Below are 16874 nucleotides of genomic sequence, written 5' to 3' on the forward strand. Positions count from 1 at the left end.
TGTCCACTCGGGACAGACCGGGTCGTGGCTCAAGGACTTCGCCGAGCCGCGGACGGGCGGATCATCCGTAGGGTGGCCGGGTGACTGGGGAGTTGACGCGGGCCCGCGTGGGCGTTTCGGTCGTGTTCGCGGTGTGCGGCGCGGCGTTCGCGACCTGGCTGGCCCGGGTGCCGGCGGTGCAGGAGCAGCTCGGGCTGAGCACGGGAGAACTGGCGACCGGGCTGTTCGGTCTCGCCGCCGGATCGGTGCTGGCGCTGCTCGGCGCCGGGGCGCTGCTCGCCCGGATCGGCAGCCGCGCGGCCGTCGTGCTGGGCGCGGTCGTCCTGTGCGCCGGGCTGCCGCTGGTCGCGTTCGCGTGGGCGGCGCCGGTGTTCGTCGCCGCGCTCGTCGTGCTCGGGGTGGGCAACAGCCTGCTCGACGTCGCCATGAACGCGCACGCGGCCCGCGTCGAAGACGGCTACGGGCGCCCGATCTTCGCCGGCTTCCACGCCTTCTGGAACATCGGCGGCCTCGCGGGATCGGGCGTCGACGCGCTGATGGAGGCCACGGGAGTCCCGGTGTCGGTGCACTTCCCGGTCGCGGGCGCGGTCCTGCTCGCGCTCGCGCTGTGGGCGGCGCGGACCCGGTTCCTCACCGGCGCCGACCGCGGTCAGGGCGACGCGGCGTTCGCGTGGCCGAGCCGGGCGCTGGTGCCGCTGGGCTTGATCGCGTTCTGCGGGTTCGTCGCCGAAGGCGCGGTCAACAGCTGGAGCGCGGTGTACCTCGCCGACGTCACCGGCGCGACGCCCGCGCTCGCCTCGCTCGGCTACTTCGCCTTCTCCGGGACGATGATCGCGGTCCGCCTGGTCGCCGACCGCGTCGTGGCGCGGACGGGCGCGGTGCGGTTCGTCCGCGTGGCGACCATCGTCGCGGTGCTGGGGTTCGCCGTGGTCCTCGCCGCGCCGTGGCCGGTCGCGGGGGTGGCCGGCTTCGCGGTGGTCGGGCTCGGCGTGGCCGGGATCGTGCCGATCGCGTGGAGCGTGGCGAGCCGCAAGGAGGCGGACGCGCCGGGCCTGGCGGTCGCCGCCGTCGCGGCCTGCGGATATCTTGGCTTCCTGGTCGAACCGGTGCTGGTCGGGGCGCTGGCCACCCGCGTCGGCCTGCACTGGGCGCTGTCGTCGGCGGTCGTGGTCACTTTCGGGATTTTCTTCCTCGCGCCTTCGCTGCGCGTGCGGGAATCGGTGGTCAGCGGCCTGAACTCGGAGAAGGGGTGACCGTGCCGGAACAAGCCATCGAGATGAGCTGGGTGCTCCACCGCGCGACGTCCGCCGCGCACGACGCGGGCGGCCCGATCACCGTCGAGCACTTGGCCTTCGGCTTGCTGACCGCGGGGGAGAGCCGGGCCTTGCGGGTGCTGTCGGAGCTGGGCGTGGACCCGGCCGCGTTGGTGGAGCGGTTCCGGCCGGGCACGCGACCCGGCACGGAGTCCGCCGCCATCGAGACTTTCCTGCGTGTGCTGAAGGAGGAACGCCGCGTAGAGCTGACGCCGGAGGCCCAGGCCCTGGTCGACCAAGCCGACACGGACCGGGACTGCTCCTCGCGGCTCCTGCTGGCGCTCGCCGAGTCGGGTGCGCTGCCCGTCTCGCCGGACGACGTCCGGGAGGAACTCGCGCGGGACCCCGTCGAGGAGCCGGAGACCTTGTTCCCGCCGGCCATCCGGAAGCTGAACGCCCTGATCGCCCAGGCGCGGCAGCTGAAGGAGGCGGCCGTCGACGCGCACGACCACGAACGCGCGGCCGTCATCCGGGAGGGCGAGCGGGCGGCGATGCGGCGTCGCGCCGAACTCCTCGCCGAATGGGCGGGCCAAGCCCAGGTCGCGGCCATGGTGGAAGAGATCGAGAAGCTCCGCGCCCTCGTCCGCCACCTCCGTGGCTGATCTTGACCTCCGCCTCGGCCGGGTTTCCAGACCGACGTCATGACCATCCGGATCCGCGGAACCTGCGGGGTCGAGCACCCCGACACCGACCGGCCCGCGGTCGGCGACCGGGCCGGTGCCATCATCCGCTGGTGATCACGAACCTGCCCGGTACCTGGACGCTCGGCGACCTGACGGTCAACCGCATCGGCTTCGGCGCGATGCGGTTGCCGCAAAACGGCCAGGCGTTCGCCGCCGACGCCGTCCCGCGTGACCGGGACCAGGCGATCGCCGTGCTGCGGCGGGCCGTCGAACTCGGCGTGAACCACATCGACACGGCGGCGTTCTACTTCTCGTCGCTGCGTTCGGCCAACGAGCTGATCAACCGGGCGCTCGCGCCCTACCCGGCCGATCTGGTCATCGCGACGAAGGTGGGACCGTCGCGTGATCCCTCCGGCGAGTGGCTGCCCCTGGCCACCCCGCGGCAGCTGCGCGGGCAGGTCGAGGAGAACCTGCGTCAGCTCGGCCGCGACCACCTCGACCTGGTCAACCTCCGGGTCGGCGGGCTCGATTCGATCACCGAGCACTTCGCCGTCCTGGCCGAACTCCGCGAAGCCGGCCTGATCCGGCACCTCGGCATCTCCAACGCGCGGCCCGCGCACCTCGCGCAGGCCCAGGCGGTCGCGCCGGTGGTGTGCGTGCAGAACGCGTACGGCCTGGGCTACCGGAAGAACCAGGACGCCTTCCTCGACAGCTGCGGCGAGCAGGGGGTCGCGTTCGTGCCGTTCTTCGCGATCGCCGGCGCCGGCCGCGAGGCGGGCGCCGGCGGCGACGAGCCCGAGGAGGTCCTCGCCATCGCCCGGGCGCACGGCGCGAGCCCGGTGCGGGTCCGCCTCGCCTGGGCGCTGCAGCGCGGACCGCACGTGCTCGTCATTCCCGGCACCGGGACCCTTGGTCATCTCGAGGACAACATGGCCGCGGGGTCCCTCCGGCTCACGCCGGACGACCTGGCCCGGCTCGACGCCGTCCACCGGGCGGCACCGGAAAGGTGAGCCCGGCTCAAGCCGTCGGGCGGCCCGCTCCCGCGTAGTCGTCGCCGTCCCGGCGGTAGGAGTGGACCTGCACCGCCTGGCCGGTCTGCGGGGCGTCGATCATCTGCTGGTTGCCGATGTAGAGGCCGACGTGGTGGATCTTCGTTGCCGGTTCGCCGTAGAAGATCAGGTCGCCCAGCTGCGGGTCGGTCACGTGCGGCACGCTCCGGAACTGCGTGTCGGCCGTGCGCATCAGCTTGACGCCGGCGCTCGCGTACGCCGCCGTCGTCAAGCCCGAGCAGTCGAAGCCCGGGTCGTTGCCGCCGGTGCCGTTGCCGCCCCAGATGTAGGGGAGGCCGATCTTGTCGATGGCGAAGTTCACCGCGCTCAGCACCGCCGGGTTCGGCGGCGCCGAGCCCTGGCCGACCGTGCCGTAGACGTTCACCGTGGCCAGCGTGCGGTGCAGGAACAGCGGCGCCGGCTGCAGCGTGCTCACCGAGTTCCACCACACCTGGCCCTGCGACAGGTCGTGACCGTCGGCGCAGAGCGCGCGGCCCGTGGTCAGGGCGGCGTCGTCGATGTTCTGGACATCGGGCTTCCCGCCCGACGCGCTCGCCTGGTACTTCCCCCAGATCGCCGGGGACAGCTGCATCGGCCCGGCCGCGTTCGCCGTCGAAACGACCTTGTTGTAGAAGTCGCGCACCTCGACGGTGCCGAGCGGCTTGTCCAGCACGCCGGTGGTGCCGAGCTGCCCACCCTGCACCCGGCCGTGATCCGTGGTCACTTTTCCGACCGCGGCCAGCGTGACCCACGAAAGGTGGCAGCCGGGGACGTCCTTGCCCAGTTTCGTCGTCGCCTTCGCGTAGCCGACCATCGCGCGCAGCGGGACGTCGAGCCACTGGCTGGTCTTGGACGCCCAGGCGTCGAACTCGCTCGCTTCCGGCACCTTCGGCGGCGCCGAGGTCTGCGGGGGCGTGGTCGTTTTCGCGACAGACGGCGTCGGCGTCGGTGTCGGCGAGGCCGTCGCGGCGGCGTTCGTGGTCTCCTCCTGCTTCGGCGCCAGCAGGACGCCGGTCACCAGCGCGGCCGCGACGACGACCACCGCGGCGATCACGACGACGGGCTTGCGACGACGCGGTTCGCCGGCCGTCTCTTCCGCCTCTTCGGGGACGACCTCGGTCTCCTCGCTCACCGGGCGGCCCCGGTCAGCCGGTCGAGGACGAAGCCGCGCAGGCCGTCGAGGTCGGTGTCCATCGCGACTTCGATCGGCCGGCCCGGCACGAACTGCGGATCGTCCTCACCGAGCCGCCGCCGGTCGACCAGGGTCTGCCCGCGGGCCGGCCCCAGGCCGCAGTCGACGTCGACGCGGTAGGTCTCGGTGCGCAGGATGCCCGGCGAGATCGCCTCGGCGACCGCGACCGCGTCGTGCATGACCATCCGGTCTTCGCCGAACACGCGCGTGTAGTGCTGGCGGTAGGTCGACGTCAGGCCTTCGAGCGTGGCGCCGACCGGCCCCGACGCCGCGAGCTTCGCCAGCCACTCGCCGTCGACGGCACAGCGGTGGGTCAGGTCCAGCGGCACCAGCACGACCGGCACGTCCTCCTCGACCAGCACGCGGCGCGCCGCTTCGGGGTCGCTCCAGACGTTGAACTCGGCGGCGGTCGTGCTGTTGCCGAACGTCACCCCGCCGCCCATGATCACCAGCCGCGCGATCTTCGCCGCCGCGCCCGGGTGCGCCGCGAGCAGCGCGGCGATGTTCGTCAGCGGCCCGATCGGGGCGATGGTCACCGGCTCGTCGGACGCTTCCAGCAGGTCGAGCATCAGGCGGACGGCGTCGCGCTCGTCCTGGGGCCGCGTCGCCTCGGGCAGCGTGTAGGAGTGGCCCGACAGGCCGTCACCGCCGTGGACCTCTTTCGCGTCACGCGGCTTCGAGTACACCAGCGGCCGCGCGGCCCCGGCCGCCACGGGCACGTCGGCGCGGCCGAACAGTTCCAGCAGGCGCCGCGCGTTGGCCGTCGTGCGGTCGAGGGGGACGTTGCCGAAAACCGCCGTCACGCCCAGCAGGTCGACGTCCGGGGACAGCGCCGCCAGCGCGATCGCCAGCGCGTCGTCGACGCCCGGGTCGGTGTCGATGATCAGCTTCGTGCCCATCCAGCTCCCCTTGCCTGCGAACCCGTCCCGCACACAGGTTACGGTCACGGGCATGACGTCGATGTGGGGTGCGCCCGCGCTGTCGCGGGTGCGGGCCTGGCGCCGCGCCCGGCAGGACCCGCGGCAGGCCAAGTTCCTGACCGCCGACTCGCTGCGCTGGGTGCTGCGCAACCGCGCGTACACGCCGTGGTACCTGGTGCGGTACTACCGGCTGCTCAAGTTCCGGCTGGCCAACCCGCACATCATCCTGCGGGGGATGCTCTTCCTCGGGAAGGACGTCGAGATCCACTGCCGTCCCGGCTACGGGCGGCTGGAGATCGGCCGCTGGGTCCACATCGGCGACGGCAACGCCATCCGCTGCCACGAGGGCTCGTTGCGGATCGGCGACAAGTCCGTGTTCGGCCGCCAGAACGTGATCAACTGCTACCTCGACATCGAGCTCGGCGCGGCCACGCTGGTCGCCGACTGGGTGTACATCTGTGACTTCGATCACGTCATTGCGGACATCCACGTGCCGATCAAGGACCAGGGCATCGTGAAGTCGCCGGTGCGGATCGGGCCGGACACCTGGCTCGGCACCAAGGTCAGCGTGCTGAAGGGCACCCGCATCGGCCGTGGCAGCGTGCTGGGCGCGCACGCGGTCGTCCGTGGTGACATTCCGGACTACTCGATCGCGGTCGGCGCGCCGGCCCGGGTCGTCCGTAACCGCGAAGACGACTACGCGGCCGACGCCGCGCGTCGCGAGGCCGTCGCCGACATGGCCCGGAAGGCGAACAAGGCGCTGCAGAAGACCCTCGGCGAGCAGTAGCCGGCGTGGGGGCTGCGATGTCTTGAACGAGTCGTTCAGGACCTCCCGCGTCCTGAACGACTCGTTCAAGACATGAGCGGAACCGGCCCGCTACGACCGGTTCCGCAGTTGGTCCCGGACCTCCATCAGCGCGAAGCCGAGCAGGTTCAGCCCGCGCCAGTAGTCCGGCTTCGTCGCGTTCTTCTCCTCGCGCGCGAGCCCGGTGCCCCAGACGAGGTCCTTCTTGGACGCCTCGACGAGCACCTTGTCCTCGGTCCCGAGCAGGAACCGGCGCAGGTCGCGGTGTTGCCGGAACTTGGCCAGGTTGCCGTCGACGACGATGTCGAACCGGTGCCGCTCCCAGGTCGCGGCGTCGAACCCGGCGACTTCGCGGCCGAGCACCTTCGCCGTCTTCGGGTCGGGCGTCGACCGGATCAGCTCGGCCTTCTCGACATCGCCGAACAACAGCGCCTTGCCCGCCATCATGTAGTGCTCGGCGGTCGGGTACTCGACGCCGTCGGCCTCGAACGGGTCCAGCCACCACTGGCTCAGGCAGCTCGCCGTCACCCGGCCCGACTTCGACGGCGTGTGGCCGTAGAACAGCAGGTATTCGGGCTCCGCACCCTCGTGGACTTTTTCGCGCAACGCCTCGACACTGCGGACCCCGTCGACCTTCACCATCCGCCTAGTGGACCACGTCCTCAGAGCAGGAAGTGGAACAGGGGGCTGCCGGGCTCGATCCGCTCGACCTGCAGCGGGCTCGCGTCCATCCGGGCGAGCAGTCCCGGCAGGTCGGCCGACCGGGCGATTTCCACACCGACCAGCGCGGGGCCGGTCTCGCGGTTGTTGCGCTTGACGTACTCGAAGCGGGTGATGTCGTCTTCCGGGCCGAGCACCTGCTCGACGAACAGCCGCAGCGCGCCGGGTTCCTGCGGGAAACTGACCAGGAAGTAGTGCTTGAGCCCTTCGTGCATCAGCGAGCGTTCGAGGATCTCGCTGTAGCGGCTGACGTCGTTGTTGCCCCCGGAGATCAGGCAGACGACGGTCTGACCGGGCGCGACGTCGACGACCGTGCCGAGCGCCGCCGCCGCGAGCGCGCCCGCCGGCTCGGCGATGATCCCGTCGGACTGGTACATCGCCAGCATCTCGGTGCACACCGCGCCCTCGGCGACCGCGGTCAGCTCGGCGCCGCTTTCGCGGATCAGCGGGTAGGTCACCGCGCCGGCCTCGCGCACGGCGGCGCCGTCGACGAACGAGTCGAGCTCCGGCAGCCGCACCGGGTGCCCGGCAGCGAGGGCCGCGGCCAGGCAGGCCGCGCCCGCGGGTTCGACGCCGACGATCCGGACGCCCGGGTGCCGCTCGCGCAGCCAGCTGCCGACCCCCGCGAGCAGCCCGCCGCCGCCGACCGGGACGACCACGACGTCCGGGACGAAGCCCAGCTGCTCGACGACTTCCAGGGCGACGGTGCCCTGGCCGGCGACCGTGCGGACGTCGTCGAACGCGGGCACCAGCGTCGCGCCGGTGCGCTGGGCGTCCTCGTTGGCCGCGGCGAAGGCGTCTTCGTACGTTTCGCCGACGACGATGACCTCGATGTGCGCGCCGCCGAGCGTGGCGATGCGTTCCCGCTTCTGCCGCGGCGTGGTGCCGGGGACGTACACGCGGCCGTTCGCGCCCAGCCGCCGGCACGCGTACGCGACGCCCTGGGCGTGGTTGCCCGCGCTGGCGCAGACGACGCCGAGCTCGCGGGTCGGCTCGTCGAGCTGGACGATGAAGTTGTAGGCACCGCGGATCTTGTACGACCGGACCGTCTGGAGGTCCTCGCGCTTCACCCAGACCTGGGCGTCCACGCGGGCCGACAGCCGGGCGCTCGGCTCCAGCGGGGTCCGGGTCACCACCCCGGCCAGCCGCTCGGCGGCCTTTTCGATCGTCGCCGCGGTCACCGTGTCGATGTCGTGCACCCCGGTGAATCTACGACTCGGGCGTCGCGGGCAACCGGCCGGGCTCCCGGGGGCATCAAAGGGGTGACGACAAGATGGGGGGCGCCGATGGACGGCGGCTTCACCGAGTACGCGACCACGCGGGCGGCTTGGCTGCGCAAGGTCGCGTACTTGCTCTGCGGCGACTGGCACCGGGCCGACGACCTGGTCCAGTCCGCGATCACCCGCCTCTACACGAACTGGCACCGCGCCAGGCGGGCGGACAACCTGGACGGGTACGCCCGCCGCACGCTGGTCAACACGTTCCTGGCCGAACAGCGGACGTCGTGGTGGCGGCGCGTGGATTTGCGCCAAAACGACCAGGACCCACCGGCGCCCGGTTCGGACGTCGAACTGGCCCTGGACCTGCGGGCGGCCTTGGAACGGCTGCCGGCGCGCCAGCGCGCGACCGTCGTCCTGCGCTACTTCTGCGACCTGCCGGTCGCGGACACCGCGAGGGCGCTGGGCTGTTCCGAAGGCACCGTCAAGAGCCAGACGGCGAAGGCCGTCGACACGCTGCGCGAGCTGCTGCGCGAGCCCGTCCGCATCCCGGAGGGACGACCATGACCGACCACGAACTGACCACGATGCTGAAGGACCTGGCCGACGCGCCCGCGCCACGGCCCCGGATCGATCTCGACCGCGCCCGCCGGGTCGGTGGCCGGCGTCGTCGCGTCCGGACCGCCGCGCTGGTCGTGGGCTGTGCCGCGGTGGTGACGGCCGGAGGGCTGACGGCGGTGTCGCTGTTCCGGCCCACGCCGCCGCCCGCGCCGGCGGCGGTGCTGCCCGGACCCGCCCCCGTGCCCGTCGCGCCGGCGCCCACCGACAACCCGCTGGTGGCGAAGGCGAGCTTCGGCTGGCTGCCCGAGGAGATCAAGGGCGTCGAGTACGCCGCGGGCGAGCACGGCGACACCGTCCTGGCCATCGGCCGCGGCGATCTGGCCCCGATGATCTGGCTCTCGGTCTACGACCGCGAACCGGGCCCCCCGCGCGACCTGAGCGGCACGCCGAAGCAGGTCCCGCAGAAGGTCGGCGGCCGTGACGGCCACTGGATCACGGCCGACGCGAACGACCCCCTCAACCACGGCGACAGCTACCTGCGCTGGCCGACCCCGGACGGCCGCTGGGCCCAGCTGCACACCTACTACCTCGCTCGGCCCGACCTGCAGCAGGCGCTGGTGCGGGTGGCGGGCGAGGTGACCTTCGGGCCCCGGGCCGTGCCGTTGCCGCTGCGCATCAGCAGTCTCCCGCCGTCGTTCCGCCTGTCCGACGCCACGACGTCCCGCCGCCCGGATACCGATGGCGTCCCCTGGCAGCTGGTGCTGCAGTACTCGGCGAACGGCGCATTGGCGACGATCAACGTCTCCCCGCCCGGGAACCACCGCACGTACGGCCTCGGCGAGCCGGAGTGCGTGACGAAGAACGGGCTGAAGGCCTGCGTCGGGATCGACCAGCCGAAGGCCGCGGGCATCACGGCGAAGGAACTGCTGAGCCGGATCACGCTGCTGGGACCGGACGAGTCCCAGTGGACTCCGCACGTCATCGGGTGATCAGCTCTTCGGCACCGCCGGGTAGGGGACGAAGGTGCTGGTGTTCTCGTCGACGGTGAGCTGCTTGCCGATCGTCGGGAACGCGCGCTGGGAGCACGCCGGGCGTTCGCAGACCTTGCAGCCCATGCCGATCGGGGTCGCCGCGGCGGGCTCGTCCAGGTCGAGGCCGGTCGAGTAGACGAGCCGCCCGGCGTGCCGCAGCTCGCACCCCAGGCCCACGGTGAACGTCTTGCCCGGGCTGCCGTAGCCGCCGATGTTGCGCGACACCGTGCGCGCGACCCAGAAGTAGCTCTTGCCGTCGGGCAGCGTCGCGATCTGGGTGAGGATCTTGCCCGGCTGGGTGAACGCCTCGTAGATGTTCCACAGTGGACAAGCACCGCCGACGCGGGAGAAGTGGAACCCGGCCGCGGACTGCCGCTTCGACATGTTCCCGGCCCGGTCCACCCGCACGAAGGAGAACGGCACCCCGCGCTGCTTGGGCCGCTGCAGCGTCGACAGCCGGTGGCACACCGTCTCGAAGCCGACGCCGAAGTGGTCGCACAGCCGCTCGATGTCGTAGCGGAACCGCTCGGCCGTGGCGAGGAACGGGCCGTACGGGAGGATCAGCGCCCCGGCGAAGTAGTTCGCCAGGCCGACGCGGGCGAGTGAGCGGGCGGCCGGGCCGGAGAACGCCCACGAGTCGGCGAGCTCGGTGATCAGGTCGTCGTACTCCAGCAGCGCGATCTGGGAGGCCATCCGGAACGCCTGCTGCCCGACCCGCAGGCTCGGCGCCAGCCGCAGCACCCGGGTGACAGGTTCGTAGCGGTGCTGCTGGCCGGCGGATTCGTCGATGCCTTCGCTGGTCACCTCGACGCCGTAGCGCTGGGAAAGGCGTTCCTTCAGCGCGCCCAGCACCTGGCCGCGCTGCAGCGGGATGTCCGCGGCCATCTTCTCGGCGCGTTCGTCCAGTTCGGCGACATAGTTCTCGCGCTCGTAGAAGAAGTCGCGGACCTCCTCGTGCGGCAGCGGCGCGGCGGCGCTGCCGTGCAGGCCCAGGCCGTTTTCGGTGGTCAGCGCGGCGGTGCTCTCGACGGCGTTGCGGTAGCTGCGGTGCAGCTTGACCAGCGCCTGGGCGATGGCCGGCAGGTTGGTGGCCAGCTCGTTGAGCTCGCCGGTCGTGACGTCGATGCCGAGGACCTCGTCGAGCAGCGCTTCCTTGACGTCGGCGACCAGCCGGGACGTGTCGTTGTTGGCGAAGAACTCGGTGTCGACGCCGAACGCCTGCGTGATCCGCAGCAGCACCGGGACGGTCAGCGGGCGCGAGTTGTGCTCGATCTGGTTGAGGTAGCTCGGTGAGATCTCGAGCACACGGGCGAGGTCGGCCTGGCTCATCGACCGGCTTTCGCGGAGGTGCCGCAACCGCGCGCCGGCGAAAGTCTTCTCCATTCGAGCCCTCCTTTCCGGAAGGTTTCCGGTCCTGAACGGTTACGTGAACGGTCAAGAACGCGGATTTTCGATCACTTGCGAACCGGTCGATTCGCAACCTTTGCAAAGAGCGTACGGACCCTTCGCACAAATTGGCAAATTGGACGGCTGGACCGGGTTTTCCCTGGCGTGTCAGGGTCTGAGCAAGCAAGGCGAGCAATCGCAAACTTCGCAACACCGGGAGATCCGATGACGGAACAGGCCAAGCAGGCGGCCGCGGAGCTGGCCGCGCAGTGGGCGAACGACCCCCGCTGGGCGGGCGTGCAGCGCTCCTACTCGGCCGAAGACGTGATCAAGCTGCGCGGCAGCGTCGTCGAGGAGCACACCCTGGCCCGCCGCGGCGCGGAGAAGCTGTGGGACCTGCTGCACACCGAGGACTACGTCCACGCGCTCGGCGCGCTCACCGGCAACCAGGCCGTCCAGCAGGTCCGCGCGGGCCTGCAGGCGATCTACCTGTCCGGCTGGCAGGTCGCGGCCGACGCCAACCTGTCCGGCCAGACCTACCCGGACCAGAGCCTCTACCCGGCCAACTCCGTCCCGGCCGTGGTCCGCCGCATCAACAACGCGCTGGGCCGCGCGGACCAGATCAACTGGGCTGAAGGATTCAACAGCGCCAACACCGGCAGTGATGTTATTGACTGGTACGCCCCGATCGTCGCCGACGCCGAGGCCGGCTTCGGTGGCCCGCTCAACGCGTTCGAGCTGATGAAGGGCATGATCGCCGCCGGTGCCGCGGGCGTGCACTGGGAAGACCAGCTCGCGTCCGAGAAGAAGTGCGGTCACCTCGGCGGCAAGGTCCTGATCCCGACCAAGCAGCACGAGCGCACGCTGAACGCCGCGCGGCTGGCGTCCGACGTGCTGAACGTGCCCACCCTGGTCGTCGCCCGTACCGACGCGCAGGCCGCGACGCTGCTGACCAGCGACGTCGACGAGCGTGACCAGCAGTTCCTGACCGGCGGCCGCACCGCCGAGGGCTTCTACGAGGTCCGCAACGGCATCGAGCCGTGCATCGAGCGCGGCCTGGCCTACGCCCAGTACGCCGACCTGCTCTGGATGGAGACCTCGGAACCCGACCTCGAGGTGGCGCGCAAGTACGCCGAGGCGATCAAGGCGAAGTTCCCGGACCAGATGCTGGCCTACAACTGCTCGCCGTCGTTCAACTGGAAGAAGCACCTGGACGACGCCACGATCGCGAAGTTCCAGCGCGAGCTCGGCCACATGGGCTACAAGTTCCAGTTCATCACCCTCGCCGGCTTCCACGCGCTGAACTACTCGATGTTCGACCTGGCCCACGGCTACGCCCGCGAGGGCATGACCGCCTACGTCGACCTGCAGGAGCGCGAGTTCGCTTCGGAGAGCCGCGGCTACACCGCGACCAAGCACCAGCGCGAGGTCGGCACGGGCTACTTCGACAACGTCGCGACGGCGCTGAACCCGGAGAGCTCGACCACGGCGCTCAAGGGCTCCACCGAGGAAGCCCAGTTCCACTGATCCCGGCCGCGGCCTGACGACGGCACCCCCCACCCTCGTCAGGCCGCGACCTTCCCCTTCTTTCCTTCCCCGCCCACAGCTCGCGGAGGCACCCCATGGTTGATCGGCTGAACTACCGCATCGAGGTCACCGGCCCGGTCGAGGGCCGGTTCGCGGAGATCCTGACCCCGGCGGCACTCGACTTCCTGGCCAAGCTGGACAACACGTTCGCCGGCCGCCGGCGCGAGCTGCTCGACGCCCGCCGCACGCGGCGCGAGGAACTGCAGTCGGGCGAGAAGCCGCTCGGTTTCCTGCCCGAGACCCGCCGGATCCGCGACGACGAGTCGTGGCACGTCGCCCCGACCGCGCCCGGTCTGGAGGACCGCCGCGTCGAGATCACCGGCCCGACCGACCGCAAGATGACAGTCAACGCGCTGAACTCCGGTGCCAAGGTCTGGCTGGCGGACTTCGAGGACGCGACGTCGCCGACGTGGCACAACGTCATCGACGGCCAGCTCAACCTCTACGACGCCATCCGCCGCAACATCGACTTCACCACCGACGCGGGCAAGCGCTACACCATCGGCGACGACCCCGCGACGATCGTCGCGCGTCCCCGCGGCTGGCACCTGGTGGAGAAGCACATCCGCATCGATGGCCGTCCGGTGTCGGCGAGCCTGGTCGACTTCGGGCTGTACTTCTTCCACAACGCGCGTCAGCTGCTCGCCCGCGGCGTCGGCCCGTACTTTTACCTGCCGAAGCTGGAGAACCACCTCGAAGCGCGGCTGTGGAACGACGTCTTCCTGCTGGCGCAGCGCGAGCTGGGCATTCCGCGCGGCACGATCCGTGCCACCGTGCTGATCGAGACGATCACCGCCGCGTTCGAGATGGACGAAATCCTCTACGAGCTGCGCGAGCACGCGGCGGGCCTGAACGCGGGCCGCTGGGACTACATCTTCAGCCTCATCAAGAACTTCGCCGCGCACGGCGCCGACTTCGTCCTTCCGGACCGCGCGCAGGTCACGATGACCGTGCCGTTCATGCGGGCCTACACCGAGCTGCTCGTGCGCACCTGCCACCGGCGCGGCGCGCACGCCATCGGCGGCATGGCCGCGTTCATCCCGAGCCGCGATCCCGAGATCAACGCGACCGCGATCGAGAAGGTCCGCGCGGACAAGGAACGCGAGGCCGGCGACGGTTTCGACGGCTCGTGGGTCGCCCACCCCGGCCTGGTCCCGGTCTGCCGCGAGGTCTTCGACGGCGTGCTCGGCGGCTGGCCGAACCAGCTCGGCAGGCTGCGTGAGGACGTCGACGTCACCGCGGAGGACCTGCTCGACGTGGCCAGCGCCGGCGGCGAGGTCACCGAAGCGGGCGTCCGCGCGAACATCAACGTCGCGCTGCGGTACGTCGACGCCTGGCTGCGCGGCACCGGCGCGGCGGCGATCCACAACCTGATGGAGGACGCGGCCACCGCGGAGATCGCGCGCTGCCAGGTCTGGCAGTGGATCCGCAACGGCACGAAGCTCGAGGACGGCACGGCGCTGACCCGCGAGCTGGCGGTCGAGTTCCTGAACGACGAACTCGCGTCGGTGCGCGCCGAGCTGGGCGCGGGCAACCGCCTCGACGACGCGTACGAGATCTTCACCGAAACCGCGCTGGGCGAGAAGCTGCCGAGCTTCCTCACCACGGGTGCCTACGCGCGGTACCTCACGGACGCCCGGTAGCAGGGGCCCCGGCCGCCCCTACCTGACGAGGGGCGGCCGGATTCCACACCGGTTGGGATGGTGTGGGTCCGGACCGGTCCCGGTGGCGGCGGCTCCCCGCCACCGGGACCGGTTCATTTCCGCGTCAGGAGATCCCGTACGCCCGGATCACCGTCTGCCGCACGGTGTTCCCGTCGTTGTCCGACGCCTTCGCCCGCAGCGAGACGAAACCGCTCGCCGGATTCCGCACCACGACGGTCCAGTGGTCGCCGGTCCGCAGGGTGACCGCGGGTCAGCGCCGGCGCGCCGCCGCCGAGCACCGTGGCCGCGGCCGCGTCGCCCGCCAGGGACACCAGGCCGAGCTTCGCCCCGGCGTGCTCGACGTTGGCGAGCCGTTGGTAGGCCTCGGTGATCTGCGTGCCCAGTGGCAGCCGGATGACCACGAGCTTGCCGTGCGCGTCGATCCCGGCCAGGTCCTCCGGGGTGCCGGCCCCGCCGGACACCACCGGCAGCGTGCTGCGGCCGGCCGGCGCGGCCGAGGCCAGCCACATGCCCCGGACGGCGAACGGCTGTCCGTCGTCCGCGGTCAGTTCCAGGTCGGGTTCGGTGGCCCGGCGCTCCTGGCTGAAGGCGAAGGCGGCCGACGAGGTGCCCGGCACCGTCGCGGCGAAGGCCTCGTGGAAGCGCGGGTCGAGGTCCATGCCGCCTGAGGAGACGCAGGCGCAGGCGTCGATCCGGCTGAGCCGCTCGACACGGTATGTGCCACCGACCGCCGCGGGGTTGTCCGGCTCCAGCGACATCGGCTTGCCGTCGCGGGCGTCGAGGCTCTGCGTGACGTCGTGGTCGAGCGCCAGCTCCGGCAGGCTGATGAAGCTGTACGACGGCTCCTGACCGGGCCGTGGCGTCTCGATGACGCTGTGCACGGCGTACCGGCCGCGCGGCAGCCGGTAGGTGCCCGGCTCGCCGAGGGTCACCGAGCCGGTGCCGAGGTCGAGGATCGCCAACGGCTGGTAACCGGTCGGCGCCCACGGCTTGCCGTCGCGGTCGACCAGGCCGACGGTGAGGTCGTACATCTCGCCCTCCTGCCGGACCGACAACGCGGTCCGGGTGCTGACGCCGTCGCCACGCGCGGTGAGGACGCCGGCGTGGGTGCCCGGGGCACCGTCATGGGCCGCGAAGGTGAGCTCCACGGAGTTGCTTCCGCCCGCGGGGACCGTCAAATTCGGCGGAAAAGTGACCAGGTCGCCGAGGTCGGTGGAGAGCGCCAGGGTGACCGGCGTGGAGCCGGAGTTGTACCAGGTGACCGTGGCTTTCTTGACCGTCCCGTGGTTGGGCCACGGGAGGTACGCCGACGCTCCGCCGGTGGCGGTGACCGCTGTGGTCGTCGCGCGGGCGACGTCGACGCGGCCGGTGCCGACAGCGGCCGGTCCGGCGTCGATGGGCGTGGCGCTGCTGGTCAGGGCCGCCTTGAGCCGTTCCGCCGGCCAGTCGGCGTGCTGCTGGGCGAGGATCGCCGCCGAGCCCGCGACGTGCGGTGTCGCCATCGACGTGCCGTTCAGCGTCTGGTAGCCGTCTCCGACGGGCTCGCCCGCGGGCGGAATGCCGGCCGGGCGCGCCGCGGTGATCGACTCGCCCGGGGCCGCGATGTCCGGCTTGGCCGCGCCGTCGCCGGGCCGGGGACCACGGCTGGAGAACGGGCTCAGGACGTCCTTCTTGGACACGCTGGCCACGGCGAGCGCGGCGTCGGCCGCCGCGGGGCTCTCGACGGTTTCGTCCTGGCCGGAGTTGCCCGCGGCGACGACGAACAGGGTGCCGTGGTCGCGGCTCAGGGTGTTGACGGCTTCGGACACCGGATCGGTCCCGTCCGACGGCCCGCCGCCGAGGCTCATGTTGACGACGCGGGCGTGCGCCTCGGTCACGGCCCACTGCATGCCGGCCAGGACGGCGTCGAAGGTGCCGTGGCCGGAGCTGTCGAGGACCTTGCCGACGGCCAGGGTCGCGTCGGGCGCCACACCCCGGTACTTCCCGCCCGACGCCGCGCCGGAGCCGGCGATCGTCGAGGCCACGTGCGTGCCGTGCCCCTGGTCGTCCTCGACGCTGCCCTTGCCCGTGAAGTCCTTGCTCGGGCCGACGCGGCCGGCGAAGTCCGGGTGGGCGGCGGCGATGCCGGTGTCGAGCACCGCGACGGTCACCCCACGGCCGGTCAGGCCGGCCTGCCACGCCGCGGGCGCGCCGATCTGCGGCACGCTCTGGTCGAGGCTCGCGTTCACCTTCGCGTTGAGCCACACCTTCGCGGGGCCCGCCGCGAGCGTGGCGGGTTCCGTGGTGAGCCGGTTCCAGAACGTGGCGGCGCTGGACTTGGGCTCGTCGAGCGCGGTGTAGCCGAGCGTGGAGCTCCGCGCGGCCACGCCGGTCCTCGCGGCGACCGCCGGGCCCGCCTGCCGGACCAGCAGCGGCACGTGCGGTGTGCGGGCGTCGTCGTAGCCCTGGCGCAGCAGGCCGGTGACGTTGAACAGCTGCTCGTCCAGCCGCCCCGCCCGGACCAGCCCGGCGGCGTCGCCGGGCACGACGTAGTGGTCGCCGCGCCGGACGTACTCCTGGAACGGCACGGGCCGGTCCCGCCGGGCGGGCAGTACCCGCACGTCGGCGCCGGCGACCAGCACCTGGTCGCCGGTGACCAGCGTGATCCGGGCCGGCGTCACCGCCGGTCCGCCCGCCGGGGCGGCCGCCGCGCCGGGCGCGGTGAGCACGCCCGCGGCCAAGGTCACCGCGACGACCGCGGTGATCGGTTTTCTCATGGAATGGTTCCTCCCAGTCGGCTCCCCCGATCCGTGGAACGGGCTCGCCG

Annotated in this window: 14 protein-coding genes; 8 read left to right on the top strand and 6 right to left on the bottom strand. The window is 71.8% G+C overall.

From position 1 onward, the window contains the following. Window positions 1–80: 80 nt before the first annotated feature. The 3 genes from AB0G28_RS20540 (at window position 81) to AB0G28_RS20550 (ending at window position 2946) form a co-directional block, all read left to right on the top strand. On the top strand, window positions 81–1253 hold the full coding sequence (locus tag AB0G28_RS20540) for an MFS transporter (protein WP_361090875.1): 1173 nt from the start codon (window positions 81–83) through the stop codon (window positions 1251–1253). A 2-nt stretch (window positions 1254–1255) separates the two neighbouring features. Further along, entirely contained in the window at window positions 1256–1915 is a 660-nt protein-coding gene (locus tag AB0G28_RS20545; protein ID WP_361090878.1) for a Clp protease N-terminal domain-containing protein, read from the top strand. 131 nt (window positions 1916–2046) lie between these two features. After that, complete coding sequence (locus AB0G28_RS20550; protein WP_361090881.1) at window positions 2047–2946, top strand: oxidoreductase; 900 nt, start codon at window positions 2047–2049, stop codon at window positions 2944–2946. Window positions 2947–2953: 7 nt separating this feature from the next. On the opposite strand, the gene AB0G28_RS20555 is transcribed toward AB0G28_RS20550, so the two are convergent. Beyond that, a complete protein-coding gene (locus AB0G28_RS20555; RefSeq protein ID WP_361091163.1) occupies window positions 2954–4039 on the bottom strand; it encodes a C40 family peptidase in 1086 nt (361 codons plus the stop codon). A gap of 74 nt (window positions 4040–4113) precedes the next feature. Then, window positions 4114–5076: a nucleoside hydrolase gene (locus tag AB0G28_RS20560; protein WP_361090884.1), complete on the bottom strand. Its 963-nt coding sequence runs from the start codon at window positions 5074–5076 to the stop codon at window positions 4114–4116. Between the two features lie 52 nt (window positions 5077–5128). Between AB0G28_RS20560 and AB0G28_RS20565 the strand changes: the two genes are divergently transcribed. Beyond that, complete coding sequence (locus AB0G28_RS20565) at window positions 5129–5884, top strand: acyltransferase (protein WP_361090887.1); 756 nt, start codon at window positions 5129–5131, stop codon at window positions 5882–5884. A 90-nt stretch (window positions 5885–5974) separates the two neighbouring features. Here the strand turns inward: AB0G28_RS20565 and AB0G28_RS20570 are convergent, their stop codons facing one another. Both AB0G28_RS20570 and ilvA read right to left on the bottom strand, forming a co-directional pair. Beyond that, on the bottom strand, window positions 5975–6544 hold the full coding sequence (locus tag AB0G28_RS20570) for an NADAR family protein (RefSeq protein ID WP_361090890.1): 570 nt from the start codon (window positions 6542–6544) through the stop codon (window positions 5975–5977). 20 nt (window positions 6545–6564) lie between these two features. Beyond that, the gene (ilvA, locus tag AB0G28_RS20575; protein WP_361090893.1) at window positions 6565–7821 is read right to left on the bottom strand and encodes a threonine ammonia-lyase IlvA; all 1257 of its coding nucleotides are present in this window, start codon (window positions 7819–7821) and stop codon (window positions 6565–6567) included. A 63-nt stretch (window positions 7822–7884) separates the two neighbouring features. Between ilvA and AB0G28_RS20580 the strand changes: the two genes are divergently transcribed. Next, window positions 7885–8406, top strand: coding sequence for a SigE family RNA polymerase sigma factor (locus AB0G28_RS20580; RefSeq protein WP_361090896.1), 522 nt, complete (start codon window positions 7885–7887; stop codon window positions 8404–8406). Then, window positions 8403–9389: a hypothetical protein gene (locus AB0G28_RS20585; protein WP_361090899.1), complete on the top strand. Its 987-nt coding sequence runs from the start codon at window positions 8403–8405 to the stop codon at window positions 9387–9389. The genes AB0G28_RS20580 and AB0G28_RS20585 overlap by 4 nt, the downstream gene beginning before the upstream one ends. On the opposite strand, the gene AB0G28_RS20590 is transcribed toward AB0G28_RS20585, so the two are convergent. Continuing rightward, a complete protein-coding gene (locus tag AB0G28_RS20590) occupies window positions 9390–10814 on the bottom strand; it encodes a short-chain fatty acyl-CoA regulator family protein (protein ID WP_361090902.1) in 1425 nt (474 codons plus the stop codon). Window positions 10815–11042: 228 nt separating this feature from the next. On the opposite strand from AB0G28_RS20590, the gene aceA reads away from it, so the two are divergent. Next, the gene (gene aceA, locus AB0G28_RS20595) at window positions 11043–12344 is read left to right on the top strand and encodes an isocitrate lyase (protein WP_361090905.1); all 1302 of its coding nucleotides are present in this window, start codon (window positions 11043–11045) and stop codon (window positions 12342–12344) included. Window positions 12345–12439: 95 nt separating this feature from the next. Then, window positions 12440–14047 (top strand): malate synthase A, encoded by a 1608-nt coding sequence (gene aceB, locus AB0G28_RS20600; RefSeq protein WP_361090907.1) that lies wholly within the window; start codon window positions 12440–12442, stop codon window positions 14045–14047. A gap of 113 nt (window positions 14048–14160) precedes the next feature. On the opposite strand, the gene AB0G28_RS20605 is transcribed toward aceB, so the two are convergent. Continuing rightward, window positions 14161–16824, bottom strand: coding sequence for a S8 family serine peptidase (locus AB0G28_RS20605; RefSeq protein WP_361090910.1), 2664 nt, complete (start codon window positions 16822–16824; stop codon window positions 14161–14163). Window positions 16825–16874: the final 50 nt, after the last annotated feature.

Source organism: Amycolatopsis sp. NPDC021455, assembly GCF_040640995.1.
GTDB lineage: Bacteria > Actinomycetota > Actinomycetes > Mycobacteriales > Pseudonocardiaceae > Amycolatopsis.

Coding starts and splice junctions, on each gene's coding strand:
- AB0G28_RS20560 (WP_361090884.1), bottom strand. CDS start 5,076: ATGGGCACGAAGCTGATCATCGACACCGACCCGGGCGTCGACGACGCG.
- AB0G28_RS20565 (WP_361090887.1), top strand. CDS start 5,129: ATGACGTCGATGTGGGGTGCGCCCGCGCTGTCGCGGGTGCGGGCCTGG.
- AB0G28_RS20570 (WP_361090890.1), bottom strand. CDS start 6,544: ATGGTGAAGGTCGACGGGGTCCGCAGTGTCGAGGCGTTGCGCGAAAAA.
- AB0G28_RS20585 (WP_361090899.1), top strand. CDS start 8,403: ATGACCGACCACGAACTGACCACGATGCTGAAGGACCTGGCCGACGCG.
- AB0G28_RS20590 (WP_361090902.1), bottom strand. CDS start 10,814: ATGGAGAAGACTTTCGCCGGCGCGCGGTTGCGGCACCTCCGCGAAAGC.
- aceA (WP_361090905.1), top strand. CDS start 11,043: ATGACGGAACAGGCCAAGCAGGCGGCCGCGGAGCTGGCCGCGCAGTGG.
- aceB (WP_361090907.1), top strand. CDS start 12,440: ATGGTTGATCGGCTGAACTACCGCATCGAGGTCACCGGCCCGGTCGAG.
- AB0G28_RS20605 (WP_361090910.1), bottom strand. CDS start 16,824: ATGAGAAAACCGATCACCGCGGTCGTCGCGGTGACCTTGGCCGCGGGC.